The following is a 16,518-nucleotide window of genomic DNA, read 5'->3' as shown; positions in this document are numbered from 1 at the left end:
AGCATGCCCTATGGTCGCACCATCCGGTGCATCGGGGGGCCGGTGCGGACATCCCGGGTACCGGGGACGAGACGTACCGCACACGCTCAGCGCGGGGCGAGGCCGTACAAGGCGTAGTCGACCAGGGCGTCGGTGTAGGCGTGCGAGATCGGGCCGGTGCGCTGCAGCCAGCGCTGGGCGAGGGGTGAGACGAAGAGCTCCAGGGCGATGCGCGGGTCGATGTCGGGGCGGACGTGGCCGGTGGACTGTGCGGCGCGCAGGCGGTCGACGTAGAGCTGGAGCTGGGGTTCGAGGAGCTCGGTGATGAACTGCCTGCCGACCTGTTCGTTGACCACGCCCTCGGCGGTCAGGGCGCGGGCGGGTGCCTCGAAGCCGGGGTCGAGCAGTTCGTCGACGGTGGCGCGCAGTACGGCCTTGAGGTCGGCGGCGAGGTCGCCGGTGTCGGGGATGGCGTAGGGCTCCTGGCCGGCGGTTTCGGCCGTCCGGTGGGTGAGGTCCAAGAACGCCTCGAGCAGGACGTCGGCCTTCGACGACCACCAGCGGTAGATGGTCTGCTTGCCGACGCCGGCGCGGGCGGCGATCCCCTCGATGGTGGTCTTGGGGTAGCCGGCCTCGGCGACGAGCGCGAGCGCGGCGTCGTAGATCGCGCGCCGGGACTTCTCGCTGCGGCGGCTGGTGTCGGGGGTGGACTTCCTGGTGGCCATGGGCGCAACTTATCAGGTTGACAAGACGGTGCGTCTCGCTGAAGCTGGAAAGCGTCCACTGCGAGACGGAACGTATCGTCTCTTACTTTCCGGGAGGAGATCGTCATGGCGCGAGGTGGAGCAGGGAGCATGCTGGGCGTCGGCGGCACGCGGAAGAACCTCGGGCGCGCGGCGCTGCGCGGCGGTGGCCGTGGGGGCCGGACCGCGGGCGCCGCGGACCCGCAGGCTCAGAAACGGGAGCTGCTGCGCAGGCTCCGGGAGAAACGCGGGTAGTGCCGCTGCGCGGCTACTCCCCCGGCGGTGGCCAGGGGTCGCCCCAGTCGGCGTCCCTGGCCGCCTTGTAGAGGTCGCCGTGCCGCTTGGTGACCGTCGTGCGGCGCAGCTGCTCGTCGCTCTCGCACAGGTCCAGCAGGACCTGGCCCTTGCGGATCTGCGGTCGGCGTACGACCCGGGAGGACGCCGGGGTGACGGGGAAGCGGGTGGCGGCGACGTACGCGAACTTCTCGTCCTCGTACGGCAGGGAGCCGCCCTTGACCTGGCGGTGCAGGGAGGAGCGGCTGACCCGCGCGGAGAAGTGGCACCAGTCGGTGCCGGGCACGATGGGGCAGGCGGCGCTGTGCGGGCAGGGCGCGGCGATGTGGAAGCCGGCGGCGACGAGGCGGCCGCGGGCCTCGATGACGCGGGCGTAGCCGTCGGGGGTGCCGGGCTCGACGATGACGACGGCCCGGGCGGCCGAGGCCGCCGCGTCGACGAGGGCGGCCCGGTCGGCGGCCGTCAGCTCGTTGAGGACGTAGGAGACGGTGACCAGGTCGGTGGGGTCCAGGGTGAGGGCGGCGCCGATGCGGGCGCGCTGCCAGCGGGCCTCGCGCAGCGCGGGGTGCCCGGCGGCCAGCTCCCTGCCGAGGGCGAGTGCGGGCTCGGCCCAGTCCAGCACGGTGACGCGGCGCTCGCCGGACCAGGTCGCGGCGGCGGCCCAGGTCGCGGCCCCGGTCCCGCCGCCGACGTCGGTGTGGCTGCCCGGCGTCCAGTCCGGGGCGGCCTCGGCGAACGCCTCCAGCGCCGCGTGCACCGCCTCGAACGTGGCGGGCATCCGGTAGGCGGCGTACGCCGCCACGTCCGCGCGGTCGCGCAGGATCGGCGCGTCGGTCGGGGTGGCCCCGCGGTAGTGGGCGATCAGCCGCTCCACGGCCTGCGCGGCCTGCTTGGGCGGCAGCCCGTCGAGCAGGTGTGCCAGGCCGGTGCGCAGGGCTTCGGCCGGGGAGGAGGAGACGGGGGCGTTCACCCCGGAATTCTCTCAGGTCCCGGCGGGTCCCTTTCCCGCCCGCACCGACCGTGCCAGGCGCGTGGCCGCCGCCGCTCTCGGGCGGCTGTCCGGGGGGCGGCGGCGGGGGTGGACCGTGGTGGCCAGCAGAATCAGGAAGGTGTCCGTGGCCGGGTCCAGGACCAGGGACGTTCCGGTGAAGCCGGTGTGGCCCGCCGCGCCGCGGCCGGCCAGGGCGCCCATGAACCACGGCTGGTCGACGGCGAAGCCGAGCCCGGGCGGGGTCAGCAGCAGCTCCACGAAGTCGGGGCCGAGGATGCGGGCGGGGCCGTAGGAGCCGCCGGCGAGCAGGGTGCGGCAGAAGACGGCCAGGTCGTGGCCGGTGGAGAAGAGACCGGCGTGGCCGGCCACCCCGCCCAGCGCCCAGGCGTTCTCGTCGTGCACGACCCCGCGCAGCAGGCCCCGGTCCGCCTTGGCCCAGGGGCGGCGCTGGTCCTCGGTGGCCGCGGCGCCGGGGCACGGGCCGAAGGCGGTCGCCGTCATGCCCAGCGGGCGGGTGATGCCGTCCCGGACGAGGACGTCGAGGGTGCGGCCGGTCAGCCGTTCCAGCAGGTGCTGCAGGAGCAGCATGTTCAGGTCGGAGTACACGTGACAGCCGGGCTGTGTCGTCGGTGCCTCGGCACGCAGCACACTCAGGCGTTCCGCGTCGTCCGCGCAGTCGTACAGCGGCAGCTCCGGGCGCAGGCCGGAGGTGTGCGTGAGCAGCTGCCGTACCGTGATGCCGTGGTCGGCGGCCGCCCGGAAGTCGGGCAGGTAGGCGCCGACCTTGGCGTCGATGCCGAGGGTGCCGCGCTCGATCTGCTGCACGGCCGTGACCGCGGTGAAGAGCTTGGTGAGGGAGGCCAGGTCGAAGGGGGTGTCCACGGTCATCGGCACCCGGTCCGGCTCGGGCAGCTCGACGCCGCTGTCCGTCCCGGGGTCGTAGGCGGCGTACCGCAGGGCCCAGCCCGCCGCCTCCTCCACGGCGACGACCGGCCCGCGCCCGGCGACCACGACCGCGCCCGCCGCCCAGGGCCGCCGGCCGGCCGTGAGGGCGCGCACGTCGGTGACCAGGCGGCGCAGCTCCTCGGGGTCGAGGCAGGCCTTCTCCGGGGTGTCCCTGCGCAGTCTCGGCGCGCTCAGTTCCCTGCTCCCTTTGCATCCGCACGTGTGTTCCAGGGATGGCACATTCCCACGAAGCAGGCCATCGCCACCACCGCGCCCGCCAGTTGGACGACGGCCATGGGGACGGCCGTGTGCTCACCGGCGATACCGACGAGCGGGGAGGCGACGGCGCCGACGAGGAAGGAGGACGTGCCGAGCAGCGCGGAGGCCGAGCCGGCGGAGTGCCGGGTGCGCAGCAGGGCCAGGGACTGCGTGTTGGGCATCGTCACGCCCATCGCGGACATCAGCACGAACAGGGCGGCCGCGACCGGCGCGAGCCCCACCTCGCCGAACGCGCCCGTCGCCATCAGCAGCAGCGCGGCAGCGGCGAGGATGACGACCGTGAGCCCGGCGGCCAGGACCTTCTCCAGGGCGACCCGGCCCACCAGCACCTTGCCGTTGAGCTGGCCGACGGCGACCAGGCCGACGGAGTTCAGCCCGAACAGCAGGCTGAAGGTCTGCGGGGAGGCGCCGTAGATCTCCTGGATGACGAACGGCGAGGCGGAGATGTACGCGAACAGCGCGGCGAAGGCGAAGCCGCCGGCCAGCATGTAGCCGGTGAAGGGCAGGTCGGCCAGCAGGGCGCGCATCGAGCGCAGCGCCTCGGTGACGCCGCCGCCGTGGCGGTCCCCCGGCTCGAGGGTTTCCGGCAGCCGCGTGAAGACCAGGGCGCCGAGCAGGACGCCGACCACGGTGAGCACGACGAACACGCCCCGCCAGTCCGTCACGCGCAGGATCTGCCCGCCGATGAGCGGCGCGACGATCGGGGCGACGCCGGAGATCAGCATGAGGGTGGAGAAGAAGCGGGCCATGGCGACACCGTCGTACAGATCGCGCACGACCGCCCGGGCGATGACGATGCCGGCCGCGCCCGCGAGTCCCTGCGCCAGCCGGAAGGCGACCAGCGTCTCCACGTTCGGCGCGAGCGCGCACAGGGCGGTGGCGACGACGTAGACGGCGAGGCCGATGAGCAGGGGCCGGCGGCGGCCCCACTTGTCGCTCATCGGGCCGACGACGAGCTGGCCCAGCGCCATGCCGGCCAGGCAGGCGGTGAGGGTGAGCTGCACGGTGGCGGCGGGCGCGTGCAGGGACCGGGTCACCGCCGGCAGCGACGGCAGGTACATGTCCATCGCGAGCGGTGGGGTGGCGGTCAGGCCGCCCAGGACGAGGGTGACGAGCCATCCGGTACGGCGGTGCGCCGCGCGGGCGGCGGCCTCGGCGGCGGTGCCGGTGGCGGCCGCACTGCCGGCCTTGGTGGCCGTCTCGGTGGCGGCCGGATGCGCGGCCTCGGGTATGTGGGCCCCTCCCTCGGGCATGCGGCCCTCCCTTTCCAACTCCCTCGGCGACGGATCGGCACCTATGCTCTCAGCTCGGAACGACTGCTTGAAGACGCAACAGAGGGTGGGGCGGGTATGACGGCGGACGGCGTGCGGTGGGGCATCCTCGCGACCGGCGGGATCGCGGCCGCGTTCACGGCGGACCTGGTGGATCTGCCGGACGCGCGGGTGGTTGCGGTGGCCTCACGGTCCGAGGAGTCGGCGACGGCGTTCGCGGAACGCTTCGGGATCGAGCGGGCCTACGGCGACTGGCGCGCGCTCGCCGAGGACGCCGAGGTGGATGTCGTGTACGTGGCCACCCCGCACGCCGCGCACCGGGCGGCGGCCGGGCTGCTCCTGCGGGCCGGGCGGAACGTGCTGTGCGAGAAGCCGTTCACACTGAACCTGCGCGAGGCCGAGGAGCTGGTCGCGCTGGCCCGCGAGCACGGGCGCTTCCTGATGGAAGCCATGTGGATGTACTGCAACCCGCTGGTGCGGCGGCTGAAGGCCCTCGTCGACGACGGGGCCGTCGGTGATGTGCGCACGGTGCAGGCCGACTTCGGGCTCGCCGGGCCCTTCCCGCCCGCCCACCGGCTGCGCGACCCCCGGCAGGGCGGCGGCGCGCTGCTCGACCTCGGCGTCTACCCGGTCTCCTTCGCCCAGCTGCTGCTCGGCGAGCCGTCCGACGTCGCGGCCCGCGCGGTCCTCTCCCCCGAGGGCGTCGACCTGCAGACCGGAGCCCTGCTGTCCTTCGACTCCGGCGCGCTGGCGTCGGTGCACTGCTCCATCGTGGGGGGTACGGCCGTCACCGCGTCGGTGACCGGATCGGCCGGCCGGATCGACATCCCGAACGGCTTCTTCCACCCCGACCGCTTCGTGCTGCACCGCGACGGCAAGGAGCCCGAGGAGTTCGCCGCCGACCCAACGGACGGTCCGCGCACCAGCTTCCGGCACGAGGCGAAGGAGGTCATGCGGGCGCTTCGGGCGGGCGAGACCGAGTCGCCGCTGGTACCGCTGGACGGCACGCTCGCGGTGATGCGGACGCTCGACGCGATCCGGGAGCGTGTCGGTGTGCGTTATCCGAGCGAGACGGGCGAGCCGGGGGACCTCACGGGCGAGGCCGCACTCACCTCGGTGTGAGCGCCGGTGCGCCTGCCCGGGTGACGGCTCTCCCGCGCAAGGTGTTCGTATGACGGAAGGCTGGTTCCGGAGTGTGGACCGTTGTCTACGCTTCGGGACCATGAACGCTGAACGAAACACCGAACAGCGCGGCGTCGCGGTGGTGACCGGCGCCGGGTCCGGGATCGGGCGCGCGGTCGCCGTCGAACTGATGCGCGGGGGGTGGGCGGTGGTCCTGGCCGGGCGCCGGGAGTCTCCTTTGCAGGAGACGGGGGCACTGGTGCCGGACGGCGACCGGCTCGCCGTGCGGACGGACGTGACGGAGCCCGGGTCCGTGGCCGCCCTGTTCGCCGCGACCGTGGAGCGGTTCGGGCGCGTGGACCTGCTGTTCAACAACGCCGGCACGTTCGGGCCCGGTGGGCTGCCGGTGGAGGAACTGCCGTACGACGCCTGGCGGCACGTGGTGGACACCAATCTCAACGGGGCGTTCCTGTGCGCGCAGGCGGCGTACCGGCAGATGAAGGAGCAGACGCCGCAGGGCGGCCGGATCATCAACAACGGGTCGATCTCCGCACACGCGCCGCGGCCGCACTCGGCGCCGTACACCGCGACGAAGCACGCGCTGACGGGGCTGACGAAGGCGCTGTCGCTGGACGGGCGGCCGTACCGGATCGCGGTGGGGCAGATCGACATCGGCAACGCGGCGACGGACATGACGGCCCGTATGCAGACGGGCGTGCTGCAGGCGAACGGGGCGGTGGCCGCCGAGCCGGTGATGGACGTGGCCGATGTGGCGCGCACGGTGCGGCACATGGCGGAGTTGCCGCTGGAGGCGAATGTGCAGTTCGCGACGGTGTTGGCCACGACGATGCCGTATGTGGGGCGGGGTTGAGAGGCGCCGGGGCGTCAGATGCGTGACCGGCACAAGTGGAATTCGAAGGTCCGTGGCATTGCGGCCGATGGGGGGTCTGTGTTCAACTTTCCTCCATCGGACCTTCACAGTTGGAGCACAACAACTCCACCGTAGGGCCGCAAGCCATGGTGAGCGGGGAGACGGCAGCCGTCCCACGGCACCGGGGGGGTGCGTCCTGCGGGGCGCGCGACGGTGCGGGTGGGACGGCTGCCGTTGTGTCTGCGGGGGCCTGTTGCCTGCGGCGGCCCCTTGCTCCTCTCAGCGTGGGAGTGTCCAGGCCGGTACCCAGGTTCCGGGGGCCGAGTGGGCGGCGGCTGTCGTGGTCAGGTGGGTGTGGAGGGTGGGCATCGCCGGGTGGGGGTTGTCGCGGTGCCAGAGGAGTGAGTGCGGGTAGACCGGGGTCGGGTCCGTGACCGGGATGCGTCGCAGGCCGTGGCCGGCGGGCCAGATGAGGCGGGTGTGCTCGCCCATGAAGGTGGCCAGGGCCGGGGTGTCGGCGATGGTGTCCAGGAGCGCGTCGGAGCCGAAGTTGGGGCCGGTCGCCTCGATGGTGAGGCCGAACTCGGCGACGAGGTCGTCGTAGTAGGCGGCCCACTCCGTGCCGGGGACGATGCCGGGCATCCAGATCCGGTGCCCGGCGAGCTGGGCGAGGGTCACCGAGCGGGCGCCCGCCAGCGCGTGGTGGGGGCCGGTGAGCAGCTGGAGCGGTTCGTCGATCACCCGCACGGACTCGATGTCCTCCGGCAGGGGCCGGCCGGGCGCGGCGACGGCGCGGAAGGACGCGTCGACCGTGCCGGAGCGGATGGCGGCGACGGCCGTCTCGATGTCGAGCAGCATCACCACGTCGAGGTCGATGTCGGGGTGCGCGCGGTGGAAACCGCGCATCAGCCCCGAGGCCGCGCCGCGCGAATTGATCACATCCACGCGCAGGGGGCGGCGGCCGGTGCGCACGGAGGTGACCGCGCGCTCGGCGACGCGCAGCAGCTCACGCGCGTGGGGCAGGAACGCCTGCCCGTCGATGGTCGGCTCCGCGCCACGCGGCGTGCGGGTGAACAGCCGTACGCCGAGGTCGCGCTCCAGCGCCGCGATGCGTTTGGAGACGGCCTGCTGGGTGATCGACAGGTCGGCGGCGGCCTTCTGGAACTGGCCCGCTTCCGCGACGGCGACGAAGGTACGGACGGCTTCGAGATCCACGCCGGGTCACCTTAGTGAACAACGGATGGTTGTGGCTGGACGGCAGGGCGGTTGTTTGACCTCGTGTGGTGCCGCTCGCTTAGCTCTCGGCGGGCAACGTTCGCTTGTCGGGGCGGGAGCATGGTGGGCAGAAGACGGTTGGGCCGGCAGTTCGGTTGGCTGTGGGCGGCCTACGCGGTGAGCGCCTACGGGTCCGGGCTGGGGTTCGGGGCGTTCCCGCTGATCGCCGTCATGGTGCTGCACGCCGGTCCGGCCGAGGTGTCCGCGCTGTCCGCGGTGGGGCCCGCCGTGGGCGCGGTGATCGCGGTGCCGCTCGCGCCGTGGGTGGAGTTCCGGCGCAAGCGGCCGGTCATGATCGCGATGGACCTGATCCGGTTCGCGGTCATGGCGACGATCCCGGTCGCCTACGCCTTCGGTGTGCTCGGTTTCGTGCAGCTGCTCGTGATCTCGGCCGTGGTCGCCGCGGCCAAGATCGCCTTCAACGCGGCGAGCGGCGCCTGCCTCAAGGCCCTGATCCCGCCGGACGACCTGCTCGTGGCCAACGCGCGGCTGGAGTCCACCAACTGGAGCTCCATCGCGGTCGGGCCTCCGCTCGGCGGGGCGGCGATCGGGCTGTTCGGGCCGGTCACCACCGTGGTGGCCGACGCGCTCAGCTACCTGCTCTCCGCGCTCGGCATCACCGCCGTGCGCGGCCGGGAGGAAGCGCCGGGAACAGCCGGCGGGAGTCCGGTCCGGACTGGCGCGCTGCTCGACGGCTGGCGGCACATCATGGGGCATCCCGGGTTGCGGGCGCTGTACCTGAACAACATGCTCGTCGCCGGACTGATCATGGCCACCGAGCCGCTGCTGGCCGTGCTCCTGCTGCGCCGGCTCGGCTTCCCGCCCTGGCAGTACGGCCTCGCCTTCGCCGCCCCCTGTCTCGGCGGGCTGATCGGCTCCCGGCTGGCCCGCCGGGTCGTGGCCCGCCATGGCCGGCAGTGGGTCTTCCGGACCGTCGGCACCCTGCGCGCCGTGTGGCTGATCGGCCTGGCCTTCGTCCGCCCCGGCGTTGTCGGCCTCGTCACCGTGATCGCCGTCGAGCTGGCGATCATCGTCAACATGAGCCTGTACACCCCGGTGCTCGCCACCTACCGGCTCGAGCAGACGCCCCGGCATCTCGTCGCCCGCACTCTGTCGGCCTGGTCGATCGGCCAGCAGGCGGCCATCGCCGTCTGCACCGCGCTCGGCGGGCTGCTCGCCGGCGTCACGAGCCCACGCACCGCTCTCACGGTCGCGGGAGCGCTCATCCTGACCACCCCGCTCCTGCTCCCCCGGCACGACCTGACGTCGCACCAGGGGGAACCGCTGCCCGAGCCCAGCCCCCGCTGACCCCGCGTACCCGAACGGATGCGGGCGCAGGTGGGGCGGGGCGCTGCGTGGCACCGTGGGAGGGGGCCGTTTCTCGTGGGCTCAGGGAGTGACCGTGACGACGTTCGATCGACGTGATCTGGGGCTGTTGCTGCTTCGACTGGGGACCGGCGGGGTGCTGGCCGCGCACGGGGCACAGAAGTTGTTCGGCTGGTTCGGCGGGCACGGGCTGGAGGGCACCGGGCAGTTCATGGAGTCCGTCGGCTACCGGCCCGGCAAGGCCAGCGCGATGGCGGCCGGGCTGGCCGAGAGCGGCGGCGGGGTGCTGCTGGCGCTGGGGCTCGCCACGCCGGCCGCCGGGGCGGCCGCGGCCGGCGCGATGGCCGGGGCGGCCGCTGTGCACGCGCCCAACGGCTTCTTCAACCAGGGCGGGGGGTACGAGTACGCCGCCTCGCTGGGCCTGACCGCCGCCGGGCTCGCCGTCACCGGACCCGGCCGGCTCTCCGTCGACGCGGTGCTCGGGCACAGCGTGAACCGGGGCTGGATGGTGCCGGCCGCCTTCGCGACCGCCGCCGCGGGCACCGCCGCCGTCATCGGCGCCCGCGTGAAGCAGCTGCGCCGGCAGCGGGAGGGCGAGCAGGAGGCGCTGTTCGAGGGCGAGTAGGCCGACTGCCGTCGAAGTGGCGTATACCACCTCGGCGCCGGTGTGACGCAAGTGTTCGATGGGCAGTCACTGGCCGTGCGAAAACGATCTGTGGTGACGGTGTGGGGGGACGCGTGAGCGTGTGTGTGATCGGTGCGGGTCTGTCCGGACTGGCGGCCGCGCACGCGCTCAACGCCCGGGGCGTCGACTTCGTGTGCGTGGAGAAGGCGGCGGACGTCGGGGGGATCTGGCGGCAGCCGGGGGCGGGTGAGCGGGGCCCGGGGTATCGCACGCTGCACCTGAACACGGCCAAGTCGCTGACCGGGTACGCCGATTTCCCGATGCCCGGCGACTACCCGCTCTACCCCCGGCACAGCCAGGTCGCCGACTATCTGCGTGCCTTCGCCGACTGGGCGGACCTGAGGAAGCGGATCGAGTTGGGCACCGAGGTGCTGTCCGTGCGGCCGGAGCCCGGCGGCGGATGGCGGGTGACCACCCGGGCTGCCGGGGAGAGCCCCCGCAGCCGGGTCTTCGCCCATGTGGTCGTCGCTTCCGGGCACAACACCGATCCCGCGCTGCCCGATCCGCCGCCCCAGGGTGCCCGGTCCTTCACGGGAACGATTCTGCACTCCGTGGACTACCACGACGGCCGTTCCTTCGCCGGACAGCGGGTCGTCGTCGTGGGGCTCGGCGCCTCGGCCGTGGACATCGCCGCCGATCTGTCCCGGCACGCCGAGCGCACCGTGTTGTCGGTGCGGCGAGGACTGCACATCGTGCCCAAGCAGTTGTTCGGGATCTCCGTCGACCTGATCGCCGAGGCGCCCTGGTTCACCGCGATGCCCTTCGCTGAGGCGCGCCGGTTCGTGGAGAACGCGCTGCTGGTGGCGCGGGGCAAACTCGGCGACTACGGGCTGCCCGAGCCCGATCACCCGATCTTCTCGTCCGCCGTGACCGTCTCCGACGAGATCCTCAGCCGGATCCGGCACGGCGCCGTCGTACCGAAGCCCGGAATCGACTCGCTGGACGGGGACCGGGTGGTCTTCGCCGACGGCACCGCCGAGCGGGCCGACGCGATCGTCTACTGCACCGGGTTCCGGATGTCGTTCCCCGCCCTGCCCGACGGCTGCCCGGTGAACGCGCAGGGGGCGGTGGAGTTGTACAGGCGGGTGGTCGCGCCCGGGCATCCCGGGCTGTACTTCGTGGGGCTGGTCCGGCCGCAGGGGGCCATCACCCGGCTGGTGGAAGCCCAGGCCCGCTGGGTGGCGAAGATCGCCGCCGGGGACGTCGTGCTGCCGTCCGAGGACGTCATGCGCAAGGAGATCGGCACCTACCTGGCCGCCATCGCCGACCGGTACGGCGACACCGAGGGCTCCTCGATCCAGGTCGACTTCGGGCCGTATCTCGCGGAGCTGAGCGAGCTGCAACCCGCGTGAGCCGTGCGGCGAGGCCCCCGGCGGCACCGGGAGCCTCGCCGGTCCGGCTCAGTGCACGGGCTGTGCGTCGACCCGCTCGGGTGCCAACGCGGGAGGCCGGACCGCGTAGGCCTCCGAGGAGACGTACGCCGTCACTCGAGGCGGTTTGCCCTGCTGGTGGGCGAGGGCCAGGTAGGCGATCAGGCCCACGCCGTCCTCCGGGCGGCGGCCGGTGACGGCGGGCAGCGCGCGCACCAGCGGCCCCGCGTCGATGCCCTGAGCGGCGAGGACGGTGAGCGCGCGGTCGAGTGCCTCGGCGTCGTCGCGGACGTAGTCCCGGACCGGGATGTGCAGGGTGAACCCGCTGGGCAGTCCGCTGTCCGTCTCCATGAAGGAGTGGCAGGTCAGCCCGGGGCGTCGGTCGAGCCGTGACGCCGCGCCGGTCCCGGCGGCCGTGCGGAGGAAAGCGGCGATCTGCGGGGCGGGCGGGCCCGGATCGGTCCGGGACAGTCCCGCCGCCTCGGCGGCGGACAGGTCCAGGTGCTTGAGGTACACCTTGACCCGGGGCGCGTCCCAGTCGCCCAGGTCCAGGGCGAGGAAGGGGTAGCCGTCGGCCGGGGGCAGCGTCTCGAAGGCCCGCCCATGGCCGAGGCGGTCCAGGGCCTCGCGTACGGTCCGCGCGGCACGTTGCGGCCCGGACGCGGCCGGGTTCAGATAGACCTTGACCTGGGGCACGCCCCCGGGCCGCAGTTCCAGCGCGATCCACAGGGCCAGCGGGCCGTGCGGGGACGGGGGCAGGAACAGGTCCTCGAGGTCGTCGAGGCGCTCGGTGGAGAAGTTCCAGCGCCGGGCCATCTCCCGGACGGCGGCCAGGGCCGCGCGGCCGCCGCGCGCCAGGCTGCCTGCGCCACAGCCCGGTTCCAGCAGGACGCGCAGTGTGGGGTTCGCACCGGCGGTGAACGACAGGGAGTACTCCACCGGAGTGTGGTCGTCGGACAGGAACGTCCGCGACGGCGGCGGCAGGTCCAGCGGCCGTTCGGCGGCCGGGCCCAAGGTGGTGAGGAGGACGCCCGCGTAGGCCTCCGCATCGGCCGGGTCCAGTCCCGCCACCGCGCACAGCCGCCGCAACTGGCCGGCCGTGTGCCCGCCGAGCGTCCCGGCCCGCGCGGCGCTCACCGCTGCTCCCGCCGCGAGCCGGGCCGGGCATGAAGATACCCGCCTGCGGAGGCGGGTATCGGGGGGTGCCACACGGTGAGGGTGGATCTGGGTCCGGCGCCGGTGGATATGTGGTCCACGGAACCTCCTTCGCCTCGTCAGTAACTCGGAATACCGCGTTCCTCACTACCCGTGAGGCCGAGTCGTCATGCGACGCTGCGAAGGCGCTGAGTGTTGCGTGAATCACCTGAGCCAGTTGAGGAACTGGCTCCACAGACCGGTGCGTTCGGGCTTGCGGGCGGCCGGCGCCGAGGGGGCCGGAGCCGTGGGGACGGCGGTGACCGGCGGCACGGCGCCGGACGCGGTGCGCACCGGCGTGAAGCGGGCCGGCAGGGCGCCCAGGGCCCGGTGGAAGGGGCCGGAGCGCCAGGTGAGGCTGTCCTCGGGGATGGCGAGCTCGATGTCGGGCAGCCGGTTGAGCAGGTTTTCCACGGCCGTGACGGTGATCTGCCGGGCCGGCTCCTTGGACGGGCACGCGTGCGGGCCGGCGCTCCAGGCGAGATGGGCCCGGTTGCTGCCGGACTGCCGGGTGGCGGAGAGTGCCGGGCCGGAGTTGGCGGCGGCGAAGCTGACCAGAACCAGCTCGCCCGCCTCCAGCCGGTGGCCGGCGAAGTCCACGTCGTGGGCCGGGTAGTGCGGCGCGTAGTTGGCCATGGGCGGGTTGTCCCACAGCGTGTCGTCGAGGGCCTCGTCGATCAGACCGCCCTCCTTGGCGTACCGGTCGTCGGTGAGCAGCCGGTGCAGGGTGTTGCCGATCAGGTTGCGCAGCGGCTCGGCGCCGGCGCCCAGCAGGAGGGCGAGATGATGCACCATCTCCTCGTCGGACAGAGCGGCCTGATGCTGCATCAGCCAGGAGGTGACGTCGTCGCCCGGCCTGCTCCGCTTGAGCGCGACCAGTTCGCCGACGGCCCCGAACATCACCTCGACGGCCTTCTCGGCGTTGACGCCGTCGAACATGCCGGAGATGCCGAAGAGCACCCGGTCGCCGATGTCGGCGGGGCAGCCGAAGAGCTCGTTGAAGACGAACAGCGGCAGCTGCTTGGCGTAGTCGCCGAGCAGGTCGACCGAGCCGCGGGCGGCGAACTGGTCGATCAGGTACGTCGAGATCTGCTCGGTGCTCCGGCTCAGCCGCCGCACGTCGACGCGGGCCAGGGAGTCGGTGACCGCCTGGCGCAGCCGCAGGTGTTCGGCGCCGTCGGCGAACATGCAGTTGGGCCGGTACGCCAGCAGGGGCACCACCGGGCTGTCCGCGGGGACCTTGCCCTCGTGGAAGGCCCGCCAGCGGCGCGCGTCCTTGCGGAACGTGCCGGAGTCCTGCAGCAGTTGCAGGGCAGCGGTGTAGTCGGTGACGAGGGTCGCCTCGACGCCCGGGGCGAGCTCGACGGGCGCGGCCGGCCCGTAGTGGCGCAGATAGGAGTAGTACGCCTGCGGGTCGGCCGCGAACTCCGGCCCGTACAGCGGCACCCGGGCGCCGGAGCCGTGGGCCGGGCACCCGGGCGGGGGCACCGGGGCGGGGGTGTGAGCGTCCATGTGTCAGTTCCTAGGGGGTGTGCCGGCGGCGCGCGTCGGGGGCCGGGGGGTCTCGCTCGTGCGCGGGGCCGGGGGATGTCTCGCTAGTGCGCGTGCGCCAGCAGGTGGCGGACGAGGGTGGTCAGGGCGGCGGCCGACGACTTCTCGTCGCGCGCGTCGCAGGTGACGACGGGGGTGTCCGCCAGCAGGTCCAGCGCCTCGCGCAGGGCCGCCTCGTCGCGCAGGGGTGAGCCGCCGAAGTGGTTGACGGCGATGGCGTAGTCGAGGCCGTACGTCTCGATCAGGTCGATCACCGGGAAGGAGTCCGCGAGCCGTTCGGGGTCGACGAGCACCAGCGCGCCGAGGGCGCCGCGGGCCATGTCCTCCCACATCTGCACGAAGCGCTGCTGGCCGGGGGTGCCGAACAGGTACAGCACGACGCGGTCGCTGATGGTCAGGCGGCCGAAGTCCATGGCGACCGTGGTGGTGGTCTTGCCCGTCACGCCCTTGAGGTCGTCGATCCCCTCCCCCGCCCGGGTCATGGTCTCCTCGGTGGACAGCGGCTCGATCTCGGAGATGGAGCCGATGAAGGTGGTCTTGCCCACCGCGAAGTGACCGACGACGAGGATCTTCACGGCGGTCTGGTCGGCGCCGCCGCGCACGTACGCCTGCGCACCGAGCCGCGCGGGCTCAGCCGAACTTGGCGCGGAGACCATTCAGTACCTCCTCGAGGATCTCCCGGTCGGCGAGGGGGGCGCGGGCCACGGGCGGGCGGGTGACGAGGTAGCCGCCCTCCGCCAGGGAGGCGAGGAGGATCCGCACCACGCCGAGCGGCAGCCGGGTGTGCCCCGCGATCTCGGCGACCGAGAGGTAACCGGCGGAACAGATGTCCAGCAGCCGCTGTTCCTCGGGCGACAGCCGGGTGGGCCGCTGTCCCTCCTCGGGGGCCGCCGTGACGAGGGTGATCAGGGACAGCTGCTCGTCGTCGGGCAGTCCGCGTCCCTTGGTGATGACGTAGGGACGCACTAACGGCGCGGTCTCGGGCTCCCAGTCCTCGTACCCGCTCATGAGCGCACGCCGAGGTCTTCGCGCGGCGGCGCGGCGAGCACCTTGCCGAGCTGGCCGACGAGTTGCTGCATGCGGAAGGTGATGTCCTGCATGTCGACGTCCGGGGAGGCGGAGACGCCCAGGTAGGCGCCGTCGCCGGCGGAGATCAGGAAGACCCAGCCGCCGTCGAACTCCACCAGGGTCTGCCGCCAGGCGTGCCGGGGGTCCTCACAGAAGAAACCGAGCGAGCGGCTGAGGGACTGCACTCCGCTCATCGCGGCGGCGACCCGGTCGGCGTCGTCCTTGTCGAAGTCCTTCGTCCGGGCCATCAACAGACCGTCGGCCGAGATCAGGACCGCGTGCAGAGCCCCGGGAATCTCCAGGGCGCTGTCGAGCATCCATGACAGATCGTCGTTCACGAGACCTCATGTCCTTCGCTGCTTGCACCACGTGTGCTGCTCGTAGGGCCCGCCTCGTCGCGCGCGGCCCGGCCGGACTGCGTGCCCCGCTGGAACGCGCCCATGATCGCCGCCGTCTCGGCGCCGGAGCGGCCGGAGGTGCGGGCGTCGGATGCGCTGCCGGGCACGATCGCCATCGGCCGCTTGCGGCGCCTGCGGGGCAGGCCGTCGGCGGTGGCGGACGCGGTCAGCGCGGGCTCGGGCCCGTTGGAGTGGGGCATCGCGTGCGTGGGCATGGAGTGGGCCGGCGCCTTCTGCTCGGGCATGGCGGTGAGCAGTTCGTGGGGCAGCAGGACGACCGCGCGCACCCCTCCGTAGGGGGAGGAGGAGTCGACGGACACCTCGAAGCCGAAGCGTTCGCACAGCACGCCGATCACGGCGAAGCCGAACTGCGGCGGGTTGCCGAGCCCGGACACGCCCTTGACGCGGCGGCTGGACAGCAGTCCCTCGGCGCGGGTCCGCTCCTCGTCGTTCATGCCGACACCCGCGTCGTCGACGACGATGCAGATGCCCTTGGGCACGGTGCGGATGTTGATCTCGACGACGGTGTCCGGGCTGGAGTAGCTGGTGGCGTTGTCGAGCAGTTCGGCCAGGGCCAGCGCCACCGGCTCGACGGCCCGGCTGGTGATGCCGAAGTCGACCTGGGAGAGGATCTCCACGCGCCGGAAGTGACGGATACGGCCCTGGGCGCTGCGCACCACGTCGTAGACGGAGGCCACGTCGCGGTGGCGGCCGAGCCAGCCGTCGCAGAGCACGGCGATGGACTGGGCGCGGCGGCCGAACTGCGAGTTGGTGTGGTCGATCTCCAGCAGATCCTGGAGGATGGCCGAGTCACCGTACTTCTCCTGGAGCCGCGAGACGACGAGTTGCTGCTCGGCGGCGAGGCCCTGCAGGGTCCGCATCGCGGACTTCAGCACGGTCTTGGTCGCCTCCTCGGCCTCCTCCTGGGCGGCCTGAACCGACTGGGCGTAGTGGTTCTCCAGCTCGGAGTAGTGGCTGGTGAGCCCGTCGATCTCCTGCCGGAGCGCTCGGGCCGCCCTGCGCTGGCGGACGACGAGGGCGACGGCGGCGACGAGAAGGACGAGGAGCGCCCAGAGCACCGGGTTCGCTGTGTATTCCGTCATAAGACTCTCTTCAGGCGACTGACGGCCGGCTGATGATCCCGTCCAGGAGAGTG

17 protein-coding genes are annotated in these 16,518 nt (G+C 72.9%); 6 read left to right on the top strand and 11 right to left on the bottom strand.

The features are described from left to right. Positions 1 to 86: 86 nt before the first annotated feature. Positions 87 to 704 carry a TetR/AcrR family transcriptional regulator gene (locus ACF1GV_RS03790; RefSeq protein ID WP_391677477.1) on the bottom strand — a complete coding sequence of 206 codons (618 nt, stop codon included), beginning with the start codon at positions 702 to 704 and terminating at the stop codon, positions 87 to 89. Between the two features lie 105 nt (positions 705 to 809). On the opposite strand from ACF1GV_RS03790, the gene ACF1GV_RS03785 reads away from it, so the two are divergent. Continuing rightward, positions 810 to 977 carry a DUF6243 family protein gene (locus ACF1GV_RS03785; RefSeq protein ID WP_391677474.1) on the top strand — a complete coding sequence of 56 codons (168 nt, stop codon included), beginning with the start codon at positions 810 to 812 and terminating at the stop codon, positions 975 to 977. Between the two features lie 13 nt (positions 978 to 990). Here ACF1GV_RS03785 and ACF1GV_RS03780 read toward each other — a convergent pair whose 3' ends face one another. From ACF1GV_RS03780 to ACF1GV_RS03770, 3 genes are read right to left on the bottom strand one after another with little or no spacing between them, the layout of a single operon-like run. Beyond that, positions 991 to 1,986 carry a small ribosomal subunit Rsm22 family protein gene (locus tag ACF1GV_RS03780; RefSeq protein ID WP_391677472.1) on the bottom strand — a complete coding sequence of 332 codons (996 nt, stop codon included), beginning with the start codon at positions 1,984 to 1,986 and terminating at the stop codon, positions 991 to 993. Positions 1,987 to 1,998: 12 nt separating this feature from the next. Beyond that, entirely contained in the window at positions 1,999 to 3,192 is a 1,194-nt protein-coding gene (locus ACF1GV_RS03775) for a serine hydrolase domain-containing protein (protein ID WP_391677470.1), read from the bottom strand. After that, entirely contained in the window at positions 3,144 to 4,484 is a 1,341-nt protein-coding gene (locus ACF1GV_RS03770; RefSeq protein WP_391677467.1) for a multidrug effflux MFS transporter, read from the bottom strand. Before ACF1GV_RS03770 ends, ACF1GV_RS03775 begins: the two co-directional genes overlap by 49 nt. 96 nt (positions 4,485 to 4,580) lie before the next feature. On the opposite strand from ACF1GV_RS03770, the gene ACF1GV_RS03765 reads away from it, so the two are divergent. Both ACF1GV_RS03765 and ACF1GV_RS03760 read left to right on the top strand, forming a co-directional pair. Next, entirely contained in the window at positions 4,581 to 5,624 is a 1,044-nt protein-coding gene (locus tag ACF1GV_RS03765; protein ID WP_391677464.1) for a Gfo/Idh/MocA family protein, read from the top strand. A 100-nt stretch (positions 5,625 to 5,724) separates the two neighbouring features. Next, positions 5,725 to 6,495 (top strand): SDR family oxidoreductase, encoded by a 771-nt coding sequence (locus tag ACF1GV_RS03760; RefSeq protein ID WP_391677461.1) that lies wholly within the window; start codon positions 5,725 to 5,727, stop codon positions 6,493 to 6,495. A gap of 279 nt (positions 6,496 to 6,774) precedes the next feature. On the opposite strand, the gene ACF1GV_RS03755 is transcribed toward ACF1GV_RS03760, so the two are convergent. Beyond that, positions 6,775 to 7,710: a LysR family transcriptional regulator gene (locus ACF1GV_RS03755; RefSeq protein WP_391677459.1), complete on the bottom strand. Its 936-nt coding sequence runs from the start codon at positions 7,708 to 7,710 to the stop codon at positions 6,775 to 6,777. 120 nt (positions 7,711 to 7,830) lie between these two features. Here ACF1GV_RS03755 and ACF1GV_RS03750 point away from each other — a divergent pair, with 120 nt between their 5' ends. From ACF1GV_RS03750 to ACF1GV_RS03740, 3 genes are all read left to right on the top strand, one after another. Continuing rightward, positions 7,831 to 9,078: an MFS transporter gene (locus ACF1GV_RS03750; protein WP_391677456.1), complete on the top strand. Its 1,248-nt coding sequence runs from the start codon at positions 7,831 to 7,833 to the stop codon at positions 9,076 to 9,078. 94 nt (positions 9,079 to 9,172) lie between these two features. Then, complete coding sequence (locus ACF1GV_RS03745; protein ID WP_363267605.1) at positions 9,173 to 9,721, top strand: DoxX family protein; 549 nt, start codon at positions 9,173 to 9,175, stop codon at positions 9,719 to 9,721. 113 nt (positions 9,722 to 9,834) lie between these two features. Beyond that, positions 9,835 to 11,133, top strand: a complete 1,299-nt coding sequence (locus ACF1GV_RS03740; RefSeq protein WP_391677455.1) for a flavin-containing monooxygenase — start codon at positions 9,835 to 9,837, stop codon at positions 11,131 to 11,133. A gap of 48 nt (positions 11,134 to 11,181) precedes the next feature. Here ACF1GV_RS03740 and ACF1GV_RS03735 read toward each other — a convergent pair whose 3' ends face one another. The 6 genes from ACF1GV_RS03735 to ACF1GV_RS03710 form a co-directional block, all read right to left on the bottom strand. Beyond that, positions 11,182 to 12,288, bottom strand: coding sequence for a tryptophan dimethylallyltransferase family protein (locus ACF1GV_RS03735; protein ID WP_391677453.1), 1,107 nt, complete (start codon positions 12,286 to 12,288; stop codon positions 11,182 to 11,184). A 222-nt stretch (positions 12,289 to 12,510) separates the two neighbouring features. After that, positions 12,511 to 13,857: a cytochrome P450 gene (locus ACF1GV_RS03730; protein WP_391677451.1), complete on the bottom strand. Its 1,347-nt coding sequence runs from the start codon at positions 13,855 to 13,857 to the stop codon at positions 12,511 to 12,513. Between the two features lie 83 nt (positions 13,858 to 13,940). Beyond that, the gene (locus ACF1GV_RS03725) at positions 13,941 to 14,552 is read right to left on the bottom strand and encodes an ATP/GTP-binding protein (RefSeq protein WP_391677450.1); all 612 of its coding nucleotides are present in this window, start codon (positions 14,550 to 14,552) and stop codon (positions 13,941 to 13,943) included. Next, positions 14,527 to 14,904, bottom strand: a complete 378-nt coding sequence (locus ACF1GV_RS03720) for a DUF742 domain-containing protein (RefSeq protein ID WP_363267600.1) — start codon at positions 14,902 to 14,904, stop codon at positions 14,527 to 14,529. Before ACF1GV_RS03720 ends, ACF1GV_RS03725 begins: the two co-directional genes overlap by 26 nt. Then, a complete protein-coding gene (locus ACF1GV_RS03715) occupies positions 14,901 to 15,302 on the bottom strand; it encodes a roadblock/LC7 domain-containing protein (RefSeq protein WP_391677448.1) in 402 nt (133 codons plus the stop codon). Before ACF1GV_RS03715 ends, ACF1GV_RS03720 begins: the two co-directional genes overlap by 4 nt. Continuing rightward, on the bottom strand, positions 15,299 to 16,465 hold the full coding sequence (locus ACF1GV_RS03710; RefSeq protein ID WP_391677446.1) for an ATP-binding protein: 1,167 nt from the start codon (positions 16,463 to 16,465) through the stop codon (positions 15,299 to 15,301). The genes ACF1GV_RS03715 and ACF1GV_RS03710 overlap by 4 nt, the downstream gene beginning before the upstream one ends. Between the last annotated feature and the right edge of the window lie 53 nt (positions 16,466 to 16,518).

The organism is Streptomyces sp. NPDC014006 (genome assembly GCF_043088925.1).
Taxonomy (GTDB): domain Bacteria; phylum Actinomycetota; class Actinomycetes; order Streptomycetales; family Streptomycetaceae; genus Streptomyces.
This window is presented reverse-complemented; position numbering and strand designations above follow the sequence as displayed.